This window comes from Clostridium sp., assembly GCF_017888565.1.
Classification (GTDB): domain Bacteria; phylum Bacillota; class Clostridia; order Clostridiales; family Clostridiaceae; genus Clostridium.
Window position 1 is genome coordinate 1 of record NZ_JAGHFX010000013.1, and the last position, 19,900, is coordinate 19,900.

16 protein-coding genes are annotated in these 19,900 nt (G+C 28.9%); 2 read left to right on the forward strand and 14 right to left on the reverse strand.

Features of this window, described 5'->3' with window-relative positions; translation table 11 throughout:
• Window positions 1-195 precede the first annotated feature (195 nt).
• Complete coding sequence (locus tag J7M87_RS02040; RefSeq protein ID WP_291648182.1) at window positions 196-423, forward strand: hypothetical protein; 228 nt, start codon at window positions 196-198, stop codon at window positions 421-423.
• 74 nt (window positions 424-497) lie between these two features.
• On the opposite strand, the gene hisC is transcribed toward J7M87_RS02040, so the two are convergent.
• From hisC to J7M87_RS02055, 3 genes are all read right to left on the reverse strand, one after another.
• Entirely contained in the window at window positions 498-1,502 is a 1,005-nt protein-coding gene (hisC, locus tag J7M87_RS02045) for a histidinol-phosphate transaminase (protein WP_291648183.1), read from the reverse strand.
• 9 nt (window positions 1,503-1,511) lie between these two features.
• The gene (locus J7M87_RS02050) at window positions 1,512-2,498 is read right to left on the reverse strand and encodes a D-isomer specific 2-hydroxyacid dehydrogenase family protein (RefSeq protein ID WP_291648184.1); all 987 of its coding nucleotides are present in this window, start codon (window positions 2,496-2,498) and stop codon (window positions 1,512-1,514) included.
• A 79-nt stretch (window positions 2,499-2,577) separates the two neighbouring features.
• Entirely contained in the window at window positions 2,578-3,633 is a 1,056-nt protein-coding gene (locus J7M87_RS02055; RefSeq protein WP_291648185.1) for a PTS sugar transporter subunit IIC, read from the reverse strand.
• Between the two features lie 233 nt (window positions 3,634-3,866).
• On the opposite strand from J7M87_RS02055, the gene J7M87_RS02060 reads away from it, so the two are divergent.
• Entirely contained in the window at window positions 3,867-5,882 is a 2,016-nt protein-coding gene (locus J7M87_RS02060; RefSeq protein WP_291648187.1) for a methyl-accepting chemotaxis protein, read from the forward strand.
• Window positions 5,883-6,023: 141 nt separating this feature from the next.
• On the opposite strand, the gene J7M87_RS02065 is transcribed toward J7M87_RS02060, so the two are convergent.
• From J7M87_RS02065 to J7M87_RS02115, 11 genes are all read right to left on the reverse strand, one after another.
• A complete protein-coding gene (locus tag J7M87_RS02065) occupies window positions 6,024-6,716 on the reverse strand; it encodes a hypothetical protein (RefSeq protein ID WP_291648190.1) in 693 nt (230 codons plus the stop codon).
• Window positions 6,717-6,796: 80 nt separating this feature from the next.
• Entirely contained in the window at window positions 6,797-8,581 is a 1,785-nt protein-coding gene (locus tag J7M87_RS02070) for an ABC transporter ATP-binding protein (RefSeq protein ID WP_291648192.1), read from the reverse strand.
• On the reverse strand, window positions 8,581-10,308 hold the full coding sequence (locus J7M87_RS02075; RefSeq protein WP_291648195.1) for an ABC transporter ATP-binding protein: 1,728 nt from the start codon (window positions 10,306-10,308) through the stop codon (window positions 8,581-8,583). The genes J7M87_RS02070 and J7M87_RS02075 overlap by 1 nt, the downstream gene beginning before the upstream one ends.
• A gap of 222 nt (window positions 10,309-10,530) precedes the next feature.
• A complete protein-coding gene (locus J7M87_RS02080) occupies window positions 10,531-11,661 on the reverse strand; it encodes a glycerate kinase (protein WP_291648197.1) in 1,131 nt (376 codons plus the stop codon).
• 142 nt (window positions 11,662-11,803) lie between these two features.
• Window positions 11,804-12,643, reverse strand: a complete 840-nt coding sequence (locus tag J7M87_RS02085; RefSeq protein WP_291648199.1) for a Cof-type HAD-IIB family hydrolase — start codon at window positions 12,641-12,643, stop codon at window positions 11,804-11,806.
• Between the two features lie 81 nt (window positions 12,644-12,724).
• On the reverse strand, window positions 12,725-13,870 hold the full coding sequence (dgoD, locus tag J7M87_RS02090) for a galactonate dehydratase (protein WP_291648201.1): 1,146 nt from the start codon (window positions 13,868-13,870) through the stop codon (window positions 12,725-12,727).
• Between the two features lie 27 nt (window positions 13,871-13,897).
• Window positions 13,898-15,289: a PTS transporter subunit IIC gene (locus tag J7M87_RS02095; RefSeq protein ID WP_291648203.1), complete on the reverse strand. Its 1,392-nt coding sequence runs from the start codon at window positions 15,287-15,289 to the stop codon at window positions 13,898-13,900.
• Between the two features lie 40 nt (window positions 15,290-15,329).
• On the reverse strand, window positions 15,330-15,611 hold the full coding sequence (locus J7M87_RS02100) for a PTS sugar transporter subunit IIB (RefSeq protein ID WP_291648205.1): 282 nt from the start codon (window positions 15,609-15,611) through the stop codon (window positions 15,330-15,332).
• Between the two features lie 55 nt (window positions 15,612-15,666).
• Window positions 15,667-16,113 (reverse strand): PTS sugar transporter subunit IIA, encoded by a 447-nt coding sequence (locus J7M87_RS02105; RefSeq protein WP_291648207.1) that lies wholly within the window; start codon window positions 16,111-16,113, stop codon window positions 15,667-15,669.
• 11 nt (window positions 16,114-16,124) lie between these two features.
• Window positions 16,125-16,736: a bifunctional 4-hydroxy-2-oxoglutarate aldolase/2-dehydro-3-deoxy-phosphogluconate aldolase gene (locus J7M87_RS02110; protein ID WP_291648209.1), complete on the reverse strand. Its 612-nt coding sequence runs from the start codon at window positions 16,734-16,736 to the stop codon at window positions 16,125-16,127.
• Between the two features lie 83 nt (window positions 16,737-16,819).
• Window positions 16,820-19,723, reverse strand: a complete 2,904-nt coding sequence (locus J7M87_RS02115) for a sigma 54-interacting transcriptional regulator (protein WP_291648211.1) — start codon at window positions 19,721-19,723, stop codon at window positions 16,820-16,822.
• Window positions 19,724-19,900 lie beyond the last annotated feature (177 nt).

Consider the following 19,900-nt stretch of genomic DNA (forward strand, 5'->3'; position numbering starts at 1 on the left):
CTTTTATAGTTTCTTATGAGCCTACTCAATTTAAAGGTGGATATATTACTAGGCATATGAAAAGATAGTATTTGTATATTCCGATTTTTACAGTTGATATTTTGATAATTTGTTATAATTTATAATAATTATATATAAATTCATTTCCACTTAATATATAATATTTATAAATTTATAAAAAGGGGCTGGGGCTATATGAAATATAAAATACTAAAAGTAAACATGATAAACTATAAACTATACTATGATGGAAAAGAAATTGATTCATACATTGACTTAATTAATATTCATTCAAAAGACGGATATTCTTTATCTCAAATTCTATCATTACCTAGTGAAGATACTTCTACTCAATTAACATTAGATATTATTTTGCAAAAATATGATAATGTATCTTCATATAATCAAGGATTCCCGTATTAATTATAAAAGGAAAGCTATGAAACAAATAGCTTTCCTTTTATTTTTCAAAATTATTAACTTTTTAATCACTCTTTTTAATAATTAAACGTTAAAAATTTCTTTATATTATCTATAACTATCCTATTTTGTTCTTCAGTTCCCATTGAAATTCTAACGAACCCGTCCATACCGATTAATTTTCCGTCTTTTACTATTATTCCATTCCTTTTTAGGAAATCTACTAACTCAGTTGCTTTTTCTCCTAATTTGAACATAATAAAAGATGCATATGATTTAATATATTCTATGTTAAGTTCTTTAAAGGTAGTTTCGTACATATCAAGAGCTTCTTTATTTTTAATCCTTACTTGTTCTACATACTCTTTTTCCTTTATAACTCTAACTGCTAAACTTTGTGCATATGAATTTAAGTCAAAAGGTCCAATAACAAACTTAAATTCATCAATTATGCTTGGTCTAGCAATTCCATATCCTACTCTCACTCCTGCTAACCCGTAGGCTTTGGAGAAGGTTCTTAATATTATCACATTAGAAAACTCTTTATAAATCTTTAAAGAATCTAATGGATCCTTTTCTAAGAATTCTATATATGCCTCATCTAAGACTACTTTAACATATGAAGGAACCTTCTGTAAAAATGATACTATTTCTTCGTCACTTAAAAGTGTTCCAGTTGGATTATGAGGATTAGATATCCAAATCAATCTTGTATTTTCATTTATTTCTTCTAAAGTAGTATTTAAATCAATACCATAGTTTTTTAATGGAACTTTAATATATTTACACTCTTTAATTTTAGCAGCAATCTCATATGTCGGAAATGCTATATCTGGCATTATTACTTCATGATTTCCCCTTACTAACCCAAAAGTCAAAGCTTTGATTAAATAATCTGAACCATGAGAACAGAATACTTCATCCTTTGTTACTCCAAAGTACTTAGCAATTTCTTCCTTGACTAAGTTATTTGTAACATCCGGATATAATTTAGGATCTATTTCTTTTATGATATTTACTATATCAAATAAATGTTTTATTTGGTTTTCATTTGAATCTAGCTTAATTATGTCATAGTTCAATTTCATCACCTATGCTAGTTTGTTTTTACAATCATTTTTTGTTTCAAAATCATATAGATTTTCTAATGTATATTCAACCATATTAGCTACAGCTTCATCTGTATAGAATCCATAGTGTGGAGTTACTATAACATTTGGAAATGATTTTAAAGTTAATAATGTTTCATCACTAATTACATTATTTTGGTGGTTACTATGGAAAATTCCATATTCATATTCATATACATCTGTTGCAACTCCACCAATTTTACCACTCTTTACACCTTCGATTAATGCCTTAGCATCCATTAATTGTCCTCTAGATGTATTTATTAAAATTACTCCATCCTTCATTTTAGCAATTGATTCATCATTTATTAAATGATAGTTATCAGTAGTTAATGGGCAATGAAGTGATATTATATCAGCTTGTTCAAACACTTCATCTAATGTTTTATATTCTATATATTTTGCTGCATTTTCATTTGGATATAAATCATATCCTATCATCTTACAACCAAAACCTGAAAATGCTTTAATAGCAATTTGTCCAATTCTTCCTGTTCCAATAAAACCTATTGTTTTGTTTCTTAATTCAAATCCTATTAATCCATCTAATGAGAAATCCTGAGATTCTACTCTCTTAAATGCTTTCTTAAAGTTTCTTGCTAAACATAAAGTAACTCCTACTGCAAATTCTCCTACTGAATTTGGTGAATATGCGGGTACATTTGCTACATTTACTCCAAATTCCTTTGCAGCTTCTAAATCAATATTGTTATATCCAGCTGAACGAGTTGCTAAATATTTAATGCCTAACTTTGAAATTATTTCTATTGCTTCTCTATTTGCAGTACAATTTCCTAATATACTTACAGCATCGTATCCTTCTGCTAAATTTGCATTTGAAGGTCCAAAAGATTCCTTTACAATTGTAACCTCATGGTTATACTTATTTGAAAATTTTTCAAAACTACTCATTTCATCTGGTCTTACACAATACGCTAATACTTTCATAACTATACTCCTTTTATTTATCTTTTTGTAAATTTATTAGATAAATATAGTAGGAGTTTCCTCCTACGTATATCCATTTCTATTCAAATGTTAATTTATAATCTTCTTCTGAAACTATTTTTACAATTTTAATGAATATGTAATTAAATAATATTCCTAATGCTATTGGAGCAACTACAAATATTATAGTAACAATTATTACATTCATTGCTGTATATCCACCCATTAAATTTAAAGCATTAATTGGTCCTATTAAACCTGATATACCAAATCCAGCACTCATAGGAGTTCCTTGAATATTAAATATTCCAGCTAATGCTCCTAATACAGCAGCATTACAAAGAATTGGTACCATCATTATAGGCTTCTTTACTAAATTCACCATTTGCATCTTAGGAGATCCTAAGAAATGTGCTATTGAAGTACCAAATGAATTTACTTTCCATCCACAAATAGCTAAACCAAAACCAGCTGCTACAACCCCTAAGTTTGCAGCTCCTGAGCCTATTCCTCCAAGAGCAATTGCTGTTGCAACTGCAACAGTAGAAAATGGTGATACTATTAAGAATGCAAAACATAAAGATATTAATATTCCCATTAATATAGGTTGTAAAGTTGTAAAGTTATTGATTATATCACCAACAAACAATGTTATTCCTTTAACATATGGTAGTATAAAAATACCAATTCCACCTGCAACTATTACTACTATTGCTGGAACTAGTAATATTGTATATGCCTTTAGCTTATTACCTAAAAGCATTACAATTCCAACTGCTATAGCTGCTGTAATTGCAACATTAATTACATCTCCTGTTCCTGCAAAGATAAATGCACCATTATCTCCAACACTTGCTACACCGGATCCAACTACCGCTGCCATCCCTACTGCTGTAATTTGAATTGGAGTTAACTTAAATTGCATTGCAATACAAACACCTATTACTACTGGTGAAAGTCTCATTGCAAGTAAAGTTATATCAAAAATTGTTTGCGCTGGGGCAAAGTGAGGAATTATTACTTTTAATAACTCGCCTAATAATGCATTGGGTATAAGAGCTACTACTATACCAACGCTTAACCCTGCTAACAGTTTGTCCATAAACTGTTTAGCTGTCATCTTTCCGTTACTCATAATTATACTCTCCTTTGATTTATATTATTTAAAAAAATCCATTTCTAATATACATTATTCCTTTTTACTTGTCAAATTTTAGTCACATTTTATATTTTTCACTTTTAATTCCATATAATTGAATAAAATGGTAATTAATAATAAAAATTTGTATTTTATATAGTTTTTTTGTAAAGTTTCCCATTGTATATTACGATATTTAAATATGGATAATAGGAGGGGAAATTAAAAAAATGAATAAAATAAAAAACTTAAACAAATCAATAAAAACAAAAATAATATTACTTTTTTCAACATTGTTAATAGCTTCACTTTTACTTCTTACTACTATGACAATGATATCTGTAAACAAACAAGTAAAAGATGATTCACTAAAAATGATGGCTGAATTAACAAAAAGAAGTGCCAGCGAATTAAATGAATATATAAATAAATATATTATGCTATCTGAAACAATAGCATCAACTGTATCAATGTCTTCATATGCGGATATACAAAAGATTTTAGAATCCCTTAATGGATATGTATCCCAATATAATTTAGACAGAATATTAATTGCAGATAAATCTGGAAATGGCTTAAATAGTGAAGGTCAAACTGTTAATATTTCTGATAGAGATTATTTTAAAACAGCTATCTCTGGTACTTCAACAGTTAGTAGCCCATTAACTGATAAAACTACTGGAAAAACAATAATGGTTTATTCTGCTCCAATAAAAAATAATAATCAAATAGTAGGGGTATTATCCTTTGCTAGAGATGCTAAAGAAGTATCTGATAAAATAAGTACTATAACATTTAGAAATACAGGAAAAACATGTTTAATAGATAGTACTGGTTCAACTATAGGGCATTATGAATATCAAAGAGTCCAAGATGGAGAAAAAATTATTGAAAACGCTAAAACTAACACTTCATTAGCTGAGCTTGCTAAAAGTATTGAAAAGATGAAATCTGGAGAAAGTGGTTTTGATGAATATAACTTTAATGGAACTAGAAGAGTGATTTCATATCAAAGTATTCCTGAGCTTAATTGGTCAGTGGGACTTATGGTTGATAATACTGATTTATTTACAGTCGTTTATACAATCTTAAAAATAGTTTTTTATGTTGGAATTATATCCCTAATTGTTTCAATGATAATAGCATATAGATTCTCCGATGTAATTAGCAAAAGATTAAAATTAGTTTCTAACATAGTTTCAAATTTTGCAAAAGGAGATTTTTCTCAAGTTTTACCTAATAAAGAATTAAAGAAAACAGATGAAATAGGTATAATACTTTCTTCAATCGATAAATCTCAAGATTCTTTAAAGGATATGATTTCTTCTATAAAAGATTCATCAAATACCTTACAAGAAGAATCATTAAATCTAAACAATATGTCTGATGATTATTTAACTTCATGTAAAAATATTATTGCTGCTACAAAGGAAAGTTCGCAAGGAACATATAGTCAAGCTAATCAACTATCTAATATTACAGCTGATATGGATACATTTGATAATAATTTAACTTCTATAATTTCATCTATTTCTAATATTAATACTATGATAACAAATATTAATAATAAATCTACTTCATCTAATGAAGATATAGGTGAACTAGTATTAACTATGAGATCCTTAGAAAAGAACTTCAAAACATTTAGTGATACTATTTCAAGCATGAAGGAAAATATAAATAGCATTACATCAATAACTGACGTAATAAACTCTCTTTCTGAACAAACTAACCTTCTTGCTTTAAATGCTGCTATTGAAGCTTCTAGAGCTGGGGAGGCTGGGAAAGGATTTGCTGTTGTTGCTGACGAAATAAGAAAACTAGCTGAAGAAAGTAAGACTTCATCAAGGGAAATTACTTCAATAGTACAAAATGTACTTACCCAAACTTCAGTTATTGTAAAAGAAAATGATACAATAAGTTCCTTATTCCAAAATCAAATAACTGAAACAACAAAAACTATGCTTAGTTTTGATGAAATTATATCTTTAGTTCTTGACGTATCTAAAGAAATAAACTCTTTAGATACTAATTCTGAAAGTATTTCTAAACGAAAGCAAAATATAATAGAAAATATAACTAATTCTTCTGCTATTTCTGAAGAGTTAAGTGCTGCTACAGAGGAAATATATGCATCATCAAGTGAACTATCTAATTCAAGTGAAAGAGTTTCTGATTCTGCTGAAAATTTAAGTATTCTAACTGAATCAATATTAGATAAACTTGGTAAATTTAAAATAGATTAATAAAAATTCCTTTTTGAATTTAGCAATAGATTAAAAATTTATTGCTAAATAAAAAGAGTCGTAATATTGAAGTGCATTCAAAATGTTAGATACAAATATCTACATTTGGTGTGCAAATCATATTTACGACTCCTTTTGATATTATAACTCTAAATTATCTCTACTTATAGCAGTTGCAATAAAAATTAATAAACTAGATAAAAATGATTTCCAAGCTCTAATTACAGCTCTTTTATCTTTCGTTTCTCTACTTGCTATTCTTGCATCCTCTAAGCCCTTGTAGTTAATATTTAAAAATACTCCTGTAGAATAAAGAAACATAGCATTAGTTATTCTCGGAAAATTCTTTGTATCAATAAAATTTTCAGATTCATTTGTATCAAATAATTGATCTGAAATTTCCGCTCTTAAACTATATAAATAATAAAGATTTAAAAATGTAGCTAATATTATAATATATAATGTATCTATAGATAAATTCAATGTACTTAATTGAGAAAATAATTCATCTCTATTAGGTACATTTGCATTATTGAGAGAATCGTTACTTTCTTCTTCATTATTATTCTTTACTTCTGCTTCTGTATTATTTTTAATTTCTTCTGCTCTTTCATCGGTATCTTTAGAACGTATTTTTTTATTACCTAATCTATCTTTAATGGTATGCTTATTAGGAATACCTTGTTTATTTTTATTTATTTTACTTCTTTTATTTCCTACTTCATAACTCTTTTTTGATTCTGAAGAATACTCTCTTTCAAAACCACTTCTCTCTCTCGAAGCGGAATACTGATTTTTATTCTTTTTACTATTGTAGGTCTTTTTAGATTTCAATATCCCACTCCTAAAGACATAATTATTTATAATATAAAATATGCACTTATTTATTATACGATACTAATAATTTCAAGTTATTAATTAGATGTTTCTTTATCTGCAAATTGACTGTTATATAATTTTTCATAGAAACCACCTTTTTTCATTAATTCATCATGTGTTCCTTGTTCAATTATGTTACCGTCATTTATTACTAATATTAAATCAGCACTTCTTATTGTTGATAATCTATGAGCTATTACAAAGCTAGTTCTTCCCTTCATTATATTTCTCATAGCTTTTTGAAGTAATAATTCTAACCTTGTATCTACAGAACTTGTTGCTTCATCTAGGATTAATATAGCTGGATCTTTAAGTATTGCTCTAGCTATTGTTAAAAGCTGCTTTTCTCCCTGTGAGATATTAGAAGCTTCTTCATTTAAGAACATATTATATCCATCAGGAAGAGTTTTTATAAAATGATGAACATTAGCTATCTTAGCTGCTTCTACTATTTCTTCTTTTGTTGCACCAAATCTTCCATATTCTATGTTATCATATATAGTACCGTTAAATAGCCAAGTATCTTGAAGTACCATTCCAAATATTGAACGTAAATCTTCACGTTTCATATCTCTTATATCTACACCATCTATTTTTATTGATCCACCTTTAATTTCATAGAACCTCATTAAAAGATTAATTAATGTAGTTTTACCAGCACCTGTTGGACCAACTATTGCAACCATTTGACCACTTTTAACTTCTGCACTTAAATCTTCAATTAGAATCTTATCGTCATTATATCCAAATCTTACATGATCAAAAGTTACATTTCCTTTTGGATTTTCAAGTTTCACAGTTTTTTCTATATCCTTTATTTCTTCTTCTTCATCTAAAAATTCAAATACTCTATGAGCTGCTGCTACTGCTGATTGAATTGCTGAAGATAATTGAGTTACTTGTGATAAAGGTTGATTTATTTGCCATATATAACGTATGAAAGCTTGAAGGTTACCTACTGTTATTCCTCCTGCTATTGCTGTTATAGCTCCTACAACTCCAACTGCTGCAATCCCTAAATAACTAACAAGTCCAACTAAAGGTGACATTATACTTGATATAAATTGTGCTTTAAATCCAGTAGCCCTAAGTTCTTCATTTACCTCCATAAACTCTTTTATGGCATCATCTTGCTTTCCATATAACTTAATTTCATTAAATCCAGTATACATCTCTTGTACTTTCCCATTAAGCTTTCCTAAAGCTCTTTGTTGTTTATTAAATAAGTTCTGTGATTTATTTACTATAATCTTTGTAATTAAAATACTTAATGGAATTATAATAGTTGCTAAAAGTGCAAGTTTTACATTTATTGAATACATCATTATAAGTGCTAAGCTTAAGGATAAAAATGCATTAACTACTTGAACAAAACTTTGTTGCAAAGCATTAGAAATAGTGTCTACATCATTTGTAATACGACTTAACACATCCCCATAACTATTACCATCAAAATACTTTATAGGTAGCTTACTTATTTTCTTTTGTACCGTATTTCTTATATCCTTCATTGTATTTTGGATTGCATTAGTTAATAAGAAGCTAGCTATAAATGTAGATCCTGCGCTACCTATATAAACAAGGAATAACAAAATTAAAATTTTTATAATATAGTTAAAATTTACTGAAGCTCCTTGAACTCCTTTAATAATATCTTCAAAATCCTTAGTTAATTGTGTAATAATTAAACCTTCTGTCCTTGGAGCTAATGCTGTAAATACTGCTGCTGACACTATAAATAATATAGATCCAAGGAATGACCATTTATATTTATTTACAAAAGGAGTAATTTTCTTTACTACTGCTTTAAATCTATTCATTATGCAAGTTCCTCCTCTGTAAGTTGTGATGATGCTATTTCATGATAAATTTCACAAGTCTTAAGCAATTCTCTATGAGTTCCAATACCTACTACTTCTCCTTCATTTAATACCACTATTTTATCAGCATCCATTATTGAACCTATTCTTTGTGCTACTATTAACACTACTGAATCCTTAGTTTCAGATTTAAGTCTCTTTCTTAAAATAGCATCTGTTTTGAAGTCTAAAGCTGAAAAACTATCATCAAATATATATATTTCTGGTTTTCTAACTATTGCTCTAGCTATTGAAAGCCTTTGTTTTTGTCCTCCTGATACGTTTGATCCACCTTCACTTATTACTTCATCAAACTTTTTAGGTTTGCGTGAAATAAAGTCATAAGCTTGCGCAACCTTTGCAGAATATTCAACTTCTCCAGTATCTGCATTTTTCTTACCAAATTTTATATTACTTGCTATACTACCAGTAAATAAGAGTGTCTTTTGAGGTATAAATCCAATCTTTTTACGTAATGCCTTTAAATCATAATCTCTTACATCCACTCCATCTATTTTAATACTACCTTTTGTGACATCATAAAACCTTGGAATAAGATTTATTAATGTACTTTTTCCGCTACCTGTACTTCCTATAAACGCAATTGTTTCACCCTTTTTAGCAGTAAAAGAAATATCTTTAAGTACTGCTTCTTCACTATGTGGATATACAAATGATACATTATCAAATTCTACTAATCCTTTAATTTCTGTATCTTTAACTCCATTTTGTGGACTCTTTATTATAGGCTCTTCATCTAATATTTCCTTAATTCTATTAGCTGAAACTTGTGCTTTAGGATACATTATAAATACCATTGAAAATAACATAATAGAAAACATAGCATGGAATAAATATTCTATAAAGGCAACTAATTGTCCAACTTGAAGCGTTCCTACATTTATCATTTTGCTTGATATCCAAAATATTGCTATGATAGCCAAATTTAATAGAAAGAAGAACATTGGCTGAGATATCGCCATAAGTTTATGAAGCTTTTTAGAAACTTGTGCATATAGCTCATTAGTTTCATCAAATCTTCTCCCTTCATAATTATCATTTCCAAATGCTCTTATAACTCTTATCCCTGTTAAGTTTTCTCTTGATATTCTATTTAGCTTATCTAGTCTCTTTTGCTGAGTTTCTGATAGTGGCTCAGATACCTTTGCTATAACTATAACTCCCAGCACTATGAATGGAATAGTTATAGCTAGTACTACGGATAATGAAGGACTTGTTCTAAGAATCATTATTAAACTTACTATAAACATTACTGGCGTTAATAATGCTGTTCTTAAAAGTGTATTGGTGAACTGTAAAAGGACAAATGCATCATTTGTAGTTCTCGTTATCATTGATGATACTCCAAATTTATCATATTCTGTATGTGAAAATTCTTGTGACTTTTTAAAAATGTCATTTCTAATATCTCTTGTTATCCCTGTGGAAATTCTTGATGAACAGAATCCTAAGAGTATCGTTCCAAGAACTCCAATAATTGAAATAATTGAAATAATTATCCCCATTCTTTTTACATAATTAATATCGCTATTTACTATTCCTTTATCTATAACTTTTGCCATTATAGTTGGTATTCCAAGTTCAACTAATGCAAAACCAAAAACAGATATAATATTTAGTATAAGAAGCGTCTTATAATTTTTTAAATACTTTAATAGTAATTTCATTGCTGCGTACTCACTCCTTTTTAATTCTTTTTAAATAAATAAAAATGAAATAATTAGACTACTACTATTATTTCATTCATTTAATACCCATATGCAATTTTTTTCAATATATTGTAACATATCTTATAATAAAAATCTACAGAAATTTCCACTAAATCATTAATTAATCCTAAAAAAAGCACAACAAATATTTTAATAGCTGTACTTTTTTAACTTTTTATATTATAGAATTAATGTTCTAACTACATTCTCAACTGTTTTTTCAAGATTAATCTCTCCATTTTTAAGGGCATCATCTAAAGAGCATACACCTCTCATAATTCCAAATATTGAATTTATTCCTACATTATAAAGATTTTCTGCTCCTTCCTCAACCTTACCAGCAAATGCAATTGTTTTTACTCCATTTTTTTTAGCTATAGCTGCTACTCCCATAGGTGTTTTCCCAAATATAGTTTGACTATCTATTGCACCCTCTCCAGTAAATACAATATCTGCTCCTTTAATTTTATTTTCTAAGTCAGTATGTTCTATAATTAAATCTATCCCTCTTTTAAGTTTTCCATTAAAAAATGCAAGTAAAGCTGCCCCAAGTCCTCCTGCTGCTCCAGCACCTTCAACATTGGCCACATCAATTCTAAAGTCTCTTTTGATTACTTCTGCATAATTAGTTAATGCCTTATCTAATTCTATAATCATTTCTTCTGTTGCACCCTTTTGAGGACCAAATATCCTTGAAGCACCATTTTCTCCTATAAGAGGATTATTTACATCGCAGGCAACCTCAAATGTAACATCATTTAGCCTACTATCAAAATTAGTTAAATCTATAGCATTTAATTTAATTAATTCACTACCACCAAAATTTAACTCATTACCTTCTTTATCTAATAAATGTCCACCTAATGCTTGAATCATTCCAGCACCACCATCATTAGTAGCGCTACCTCCAATACCAATTATTATATGCTTTACGCCTCTATTTATAGCATCTAATACTAACTCACCAGTACCATATGTAGTTGTAATTAATGGATTTCTCCTTTCTCTTTCAACAAGGTGAATTCCACTTGCACTTGCCATTTCAATAATTGCTTTTTCACCATTTCCCAATATTCCATACATAGCATTTACTTTTTTATATCCAAGCGGATCTGTAACTAATGTATTTACAATTCTTCCTCCTGTTGACTCAACTAAAGCTTCAACAGTTCCTTCTCCTCCATCTGCCATTGGGACCTTTATACATATAGCATCTTTAATTACTTTTTTAATCCCTCTTTCCATAGCATTACATGCATCTTTTGATGTCATACTTTCTTTAAATGAATCTGGTGCTAATATAAACTTCATGTAATTCATCTCCATCCAACTATCATTATAATATTATATCAAATATTACTGAAGAAATTAAAGTTATTATTAGTACAATTATTGATTCATATTGTATAGTTCCTACATCATTAACAATATTCTATAAGCAAATAAACTATTATTAATTCAAATCATCTAATATTAATTTATTAATAGCCTTAGCAACCCCACTATTATTATTATCATCTGTAATATAATCTGCTATAGCTTTTACCTCATCCATTCCATTTTTCATTACTACTGACACTCCCCCTCTCTTTAACATTTCTATATCATTTCCTCCATCACCAATACAAATAACACTTTTAATATCTATCCCTAATTCCTTTGCTAATTCCTCCACAGCCTTTCCTTTAGAAATGCCCTTACTATTTATTTCACAATACTGATTCTCTGCACTAGATACTTCAAATTCTTCTGTTTCTTCCAGAATTGTTCTCACTCTCTTTACTTCATCTAAATTCTCCTTATTTATGCAAATTGCCTTAACTATTTTATATTTATTATCTACAATTAAATTTTCAAAGGGATAATTTTCAATTATATCCACTTTATACTTATTTTCTAAACTGTCATTTATTTTTTTATAACTATATTCATTTGGTATGCTTTTTTCTGAAATTATTTCATTTTCAGTATTTAAATATATATCTACATCATAGTTTTTTACTAATTCTTTCAACTTTAAAATTTCATCGTAGCTTAATGTATTTAATTTCAACTTTCCATCCTCTGTTAAAATTATGCCTCCATTTGAAGCTATTACCTTAGTAGTAACCCCTAAGGCATCTTTTATATGATCTACAAACTTATAAATTCTTCCTGTAGCTATACATATATTTACTCCACTATTAATAGCTTTCTTTATTGCTTCTATATTTTCATTTGTAATTTTCTTATCATCTGTTAACAGAGTTCCATCTAAATCTATACATACAAGTTTATAATCACTTTTCTTCATTCCTATCTCTCCCTTATTTTTTTATATAAATAAAATGATCTGTATGATTTAAAAGTTTCATACAGATCATTTACTATTATTTTACCATTCAGCTATTGTTCCATCGTAGTTTTTCCAACTAGGATTTGTCCAGTATAATCCTTCTGCAGAAACTTTTTCTACAAGTTCTTCATCTATTTCTATACCTAAACCTGGCTTTGTTGGCAATTCTAAATATCCATCTTTATATTGGAATATTTCTTTATTTTTAACAAAGTCAAGTAAATCAAATCCTTTATTATAATGAATTCCTAAACTTTGCTCTTGTATAAATACGTTTGGTGTACAAACATCCAATTGTAGTGTTGCTGCTAAAGCAATTGGTCCATACGGTGCATGAGGCGCAACTGCAACATCAAATGCTTCTGCCATAGCTGCAATTTTTCTAGTTTCTAATATTCCACCACAAAGAGCTATATCTGGTTGAATTATATCAATAGCGCCTTCTTTTAATATATTCTTAAAATCCCATCTACTATATAATCTTTCTCCAGTTGCAAGTGGTGTAGTAGTATGATTAGCAACTTCTCTGAATGCTTCTTCATTTTCTGGAAGTACAACTTCTTCTAAAAACATTAATTTATATGGTTCTAATTCTTTTGCTAAAACTTTAGCCATTCCCTTATGAACACGTCCATGGAAGTCTACTCCTATACTTAAATCGAACCCAACAGCATCTCTTATAGATTTAACTCTATCAACTACAGCTTGGATCTTTTCAAATGAATCTATATAATGAAGTTCTTCTGTAGCATTCATTTTTATTGCTTTAAAGCCTCTATCTCTTCTATCTATAGCTTCCTTTGCAACATCATCTGGTCTATCTCCGCCTATCCATGAATAAACCATTATTCTATCTCTTGCTGCTCCACCTAATAATTCATATATAGGTACATTTAATGCTTTACCTTTAATATCCCATAAAGCCATTTCTATTCCTGAAATTATTGTTCCATTAATTGGACCACCTCTAAAGAATGATCTGTGCAGTTCTTGCCAAATTCTCTCTATTTCAAATGGATTTCTTCCTATTATTCTTTTTCCTAGTTCATAAGCACCTGCTACTACTGTATCTGTTTTAGTTCCAGATATCATTTCACCCCAACCTTCAATTCCTTCATCAGTTGAGATTTTTATGAATATCCATCTTGGCTTTACAGTATAAACTTTAATTTCTGTTATTTTCATTACAAAGTCTCCTTCTACTACTATATTTTAATTAAGCACTTTGCCTACTTCATTATTTTCTGGATTTTTCTTTGCATCTTTCTTAGGTTTAATAACATCCATGTAGTACCAAATCACTGCAAATCCTATTATTAATAATGGAATATTTATTATTGGATTACCTACAGTAAATGCCATGAATATTATAAAACTTTGAGTTAAGCTTGTTGCTGCAAATGATGATATTAATGCACCAGCTGCTAAGCTTAAATCAATTCCAACACTTGACGCTAAATCTGTTAAAACTGGAGCAGTAACTGTACCTGCTAATAATATAGCTGCTGTAGTAAATAATCCAATTACTACATTTTTAAATAAGTTACCTCTAGTTAATGCAACTACAAGAGCAACTCTAAAAGGTACTACTGCTAAATCTGCAAAAGGTAACATTCTGTTTCCTGGGAGTATTACTGCTAGTAATATTGTTAATGGTATTACTATTAATGAAGTTGTTATAACATCTGGATTACCTGAAACTACTGCTGCATCTAATCCTATAAATAAATCTCTTCCTTTGAATCTCTTCTTTGCAAACTTCTTTGCTCCTTCTGATATTGGCATTAAACCTTCCATAAATAATGCTGTCATCTTAGGTATAAGAACTAAAACAGCTGCCATATTTACTGCAACACTTGCTATGTTAGTAAAGTCATATCCTGCTAATGCACCAATAACTCCACCTAAAATTAATCCCATTATCATTGGTTCTCCAAAGAATCCTAAATATTTTTTAGCATCTTTTAATGAGAAGTTTATTTTATTTACTCCTGGTACCTTATCCAATAACCAGTTAAGTGGAACTGCTACTATTAATGAAGATAATGCTGAAACTGTTGGTAATGACACTCCTGGTAACCCAAAGTAATCTTCTACCATGCCTGCAGACCAGTCAGATAGCTTAAATGTTACTATTGCCATTGCTATACTTGCTCCAACACCAAAGAATATATTTCCAGTTACGAAATAAGTCATAACTCCAACTATAGCCATATGGTGATAGTTCCATATATCAACATCTAAAGTATTCGTTTTCTTAAGAATTAACATTATAATATTTATAGCTAAAATTGCGAATATTAAAATAGGTATGATAGGTGATGCCCAAGTTACCGCTGCTATTGTTCCCCAGCCTACATCTAGTACATCTAAACTGAATCCCCATCTTTCAACCATTGCTTTAGCGGCTGGTCCAAGGCTTCCAGATAAAAGGTTAATTACAAGTTTAATACCTGCAAATCCTATACCAACTGTTAACCCTGATCTAAACGCCTTAGCTGGTTTAACACCAAAAATAAGTCCTACTCCTAATATTATTAATGGTAAAAGTACAGTTGGACCTGCATTTAAAAATGTCTGGAATACGTTATAAATAAATTCCATAGTTAATCCTCCTCAATTATAAGTCACTCTTACTAATTATTTATTTTTTAGCATAGTTTACTATTTCTTCTAAAGTTTCTTCTTCGCCAATTCCTGTTAGTAAAGACATTGCTGATACTACTGGTATATTTGCACCATCTCCACCATATTTTCCTGTTGTAACTAATATATCAAAATCCTCTACTTTACTATCTATTTCTAATAGTTTACATTGAGTTACTGATACCGCAACTCCATTTTCTTCACATATTTCCCTAATTTTTGTTGCTACTACTGTTGATGTTGCAATTCCATTTCCACACGCTACTAATATTCTTTTCATTTTTTATTCCTCCAATTTTACTATAATTTCTTTTTTATTTAATTATTTTATTTATCTAGTCTAAATACTTTTTAATTACTTCTATTACATTATTATCACTATCAGCTTCTATAATTTTCTTTAAGTCTTCTGAATTTTGAATTAAACTAATTATTTTTTGTAGCATTTCAATATGACCATGAGGCTCATTTAATGCTAACATAATTACTATTTGAACATCCAATGTTACACTTGGATCATCCATTGCTTGAAAATCTACAGGATTATTAAGTATTCCCATTGCTATGGCAGATTCATTTACTAAAGTATGATCACAATGTGGTATTGCTATTTTTATAGTAGCCGGTAATCCTGTTGGATATTCTACTTCACGTTTTAATATAGCTTCTTTATACCCATCCTTAGCAAATCCTTCATCTTTTAACTTATCTGCTAAAAAACCTAAAATTTCACTACTACTATTAAACTCTAAATTTCTGTAAATTAAAGTACTGTGACTCATATTATTTCCTCCTACTGTATCTCTCTCTCTAATTCCTTTAATGTCTTTACTAATGCCTCAATATTTTTTGAGTTCACATCATCTTTATTAAAAAGACTTGATCCTATACCTAAATAGTCAGCTCCATTTTTCAAGAATTCTTTAGCATTTTCTGCAGATACTCCGCCAACAGCCATTACTTTTATATTTCCTAAAGGAGCCTTGATATCTTTTATATAGCTACTTCCACATGCTTTTGCTGGAAATACTTTTACTATATCTGCTCCATTTTCATAACACCACCAAATTTCTGTTGGGGTCATTGCACCTATTATTGATTTAACATTGTTTCTCTTACACTCATCAATAACTTCTTTTTCAACTACTATTGGCGTTAATATAAATTGCGCACCTGCTTTTATTGCATTTTTTGCATCTTCTATATTTTTTACTGTACCTGCACCTACGCTAACTCTATCTCCATATTCTTCTGATATCTTTTCAATAGTTTCAAGTGCACCTTCAGTGTTTAATGTTATTTCTACTGCTCTAATATTTGATTGAACTAAAGCCTCCATAACGGTTTTTGTTTGTTCATAGCTGTAACCTCTTAAGATAACAGTCACTTTAGAAAAATCCTTCACCTTTTTCCCCCCTTTAGTTTTCTTGCAATATATTAAAGCAATAGTCATGCCAAATTATTATGGCTAGTTTTGTATTTTGAGTTTTATAATAAAATTTCTAGTATTTCTTCCGTACTAGTGCTTGATTTTATCTTATTTAGAACACTTTCTTCCATAATTATCTTATATAATTGTTCAAAATATTTTTTTGAATCATCTTTTAAGGCTATAAGGAAAATTAAATCTACTTCATAATTTTCACTCCATACTATCTTATTGGCTAATTTAGTAATTAATATGGTTGGTTTTGTAACAAATTCTGAAGCCCCATGTGGAATTGCTATTCCTCCTTTTAAATACGTATCTCCAAGCATTTCTCTTTTAAATACACTTAATAAGAATTCTTCTTTTACATATCCACCATCAATAAGCTTTCTAACCATATCATCTAATGCTTCATCTTTATATTTATAATTTTCATTAACAAAAATAACATTTTTATCTATAATTTCAGATAGCTTATTTTCTTCCTTATTTGATATTATATTATTTAGCTTTTTAACTCCTGATCCCTTCATTAATTCCTCTAATGATATAAAAGGTATATTTCCAAATTCCGGATTTATCGTTCCTACTATAGCTTCTATATTTTTATTTTTAGCTATCCTAGATAAAGAAGAATTTATATCTTCATCCATAAATCCTATAGATATAATTTCTGTATCTTTTCCCTTTAAATCAATTTTGTTTTCCACATACTCTTTTATTTTTAGAGCTGAGCCTTTTCCTGTAATACATAATGTAACTATAACTTTTGATAAATTATTATTTTCAGCGTTATATTGACTTGATCCGAAACCCTTAGACTCACTTTCAAGATCATTCATTATTTCTTCCAATGATTGATCTGTTAATGCTGACTTTCTTACAGCTTCTAGTACCATTAAAGTATCAACTCTTCCAATTACTCTAGTTTCAATTCCAGTTTTAGCAGTTATTATATCTCCAAATGTAACCAGTGAACCCATATCAACTAAAATAATACAACCTTTCCCTTGATTATTTTCTTTAACTAATCTTATAGCTTTTTCAAGCATTATATCAGGAGAATCTCTAAAATCCATATCAAGTCCAACTGCATGATCAACACCTAAAAACTTATTAGCTACTTCAGCCATTGCTGATGCTACTCTTCCATGAGTCATTACTATAACAGCTACTTTTCCTTCTTCATTTTTTAAGTATCTCCTATAATTTTTAAGATACATTGTAATGAATCCTATTTCATCTTCAGGAACATCTATATTTAATCTTTCTCTTACTATTTCACACATTTTCTTAGCAACATTATATTCCTTTTCATACCTTGACTTTATGATACTTAATTTTGGATTAATTATCTCCTTTCCATTACGTATTCTTTCATATGTTGAATTTAGATGAACAGCCAAAGGATAAATTATATCTGACTGTAATCCTGTAAGTTCTTTTTTTGCAAGCTTTATCATAATTTTTACTGTTTCAAGACTCTTGACACCAACTAGATTCATAAGCTCATCTGTATTTACAACATTGTAATTAATAGCCTTAGCGCCCCTAATTAATTCAAGTTCAACTTGTTGACTTAATATTTTTGATATTTCTTCATCGCTATAACCAACAAATTTGAGTTCTGACTGTCTTTTTTCTATAAATTTATATATATGTGTATTTTTCTTATTTCCTGTTATCTCTTCTTCTGTTCTCTTTTCACCCTTATGAGATATATAAATATCTTCTATAATAAACTTTTCTATATTAGAATCTTCAATATTAATCCTTCTACTTTGTTCTTTTATATAATCCGGTAGGTGTCTTTCGTCTATATATAATCTTTTATCTTCTTTAAGCTTATGTTCTAAAAAGCTTATGGCACATGCTACTTGTATATCACTTTTAAGCTGTCCTATATTCCCCTGGCACTCATATCTCATAAGTTCTCTTATAACATTTTTAGATATTAGCATGTCCTTTTTTATTCTATGACTTTCTTCAAAAAAGGCTTTATTTATTAACTCAAATCTCTCTTCAAAAGGCCTATCCTTAATTGCAGGTATTTCTATAACCATTGGTATTCTTCTTCTAAAAGTCAATAAAAGTGAACTTTCAACGTTTTCAGTAGTTGCCGCAATTATCATTACATTGCTTTTCCTTACAGTCTCACTTTCTCCAAGCCTCCTGAATATTCCCTTATCTAATATACTAAATAGTATTTCTTGCCCCTCTGCAGGTAATCTATGAATCTCATCTAAAAATAAAATACCTCCATCGCATGCCTCAACAATTCCCATCTTATTTTCAGTAGCTCCTGTGTAAGCGCCTTTGATACTACCAAATAATTGCGATAATAAAAGTTGTGGATTATCTGCATAATCTGCACAGTTAAATATTATATATTTGGCATCTTCCGAAAAATTACTTGTACTCTTTGCAAATTCATACATGGCATCAGCTAAATAACTTTTACCAACTCCTGATGGCCCTAGAATCAATACATGTAATCCATGAGGTGGATAACTAATAGCTGCTTTTGCTTGTTCAACTTGAACTCTTAAACTCCCATTATATCCAACCACTTCTTTGAAAAAGTCCTTTTGTTCATGAGATTCCTTAGTATCTTCTGTATTTTTATCTTTTATCTCATCTATATATTCATCTTCTTTTATATTAGAAATTAACTCTTTCTTTATATTAGAAGCTGCATATCTTTCAACTTTATAACCCTTTTCCTTTAAAGCTTCTGCTAAAGCTCTGTCTGATATCTTTTTATCTTTCTTTAAAATTTCTAAGGCATCCTTTTTTACATATTCTAATCGTCTATTTCGTGAATTAGCTATATTATTTTTTTTTCTATATTCAGTTACTATCTCTCTTAATATATTTAATTTTTTTGCTATCTCTTCATCAGTTAAAGGATTTTTCTTATTTTCTTCCTCTAAAATCTCTGCTATCATATTTTCTGTATTCATACTAATCTATCCCCTTATTTGCATTTTATAATTACCATTATAATACATATAATATACTATTTTAATGTTATTTTGAATTTATTACCAACCAATTCAACTTAGTTGAACTTGATATATTTATAAAATATTCTAAATACAATAATTCTCATAATCTATATTACTAAAATTTAAATGTAT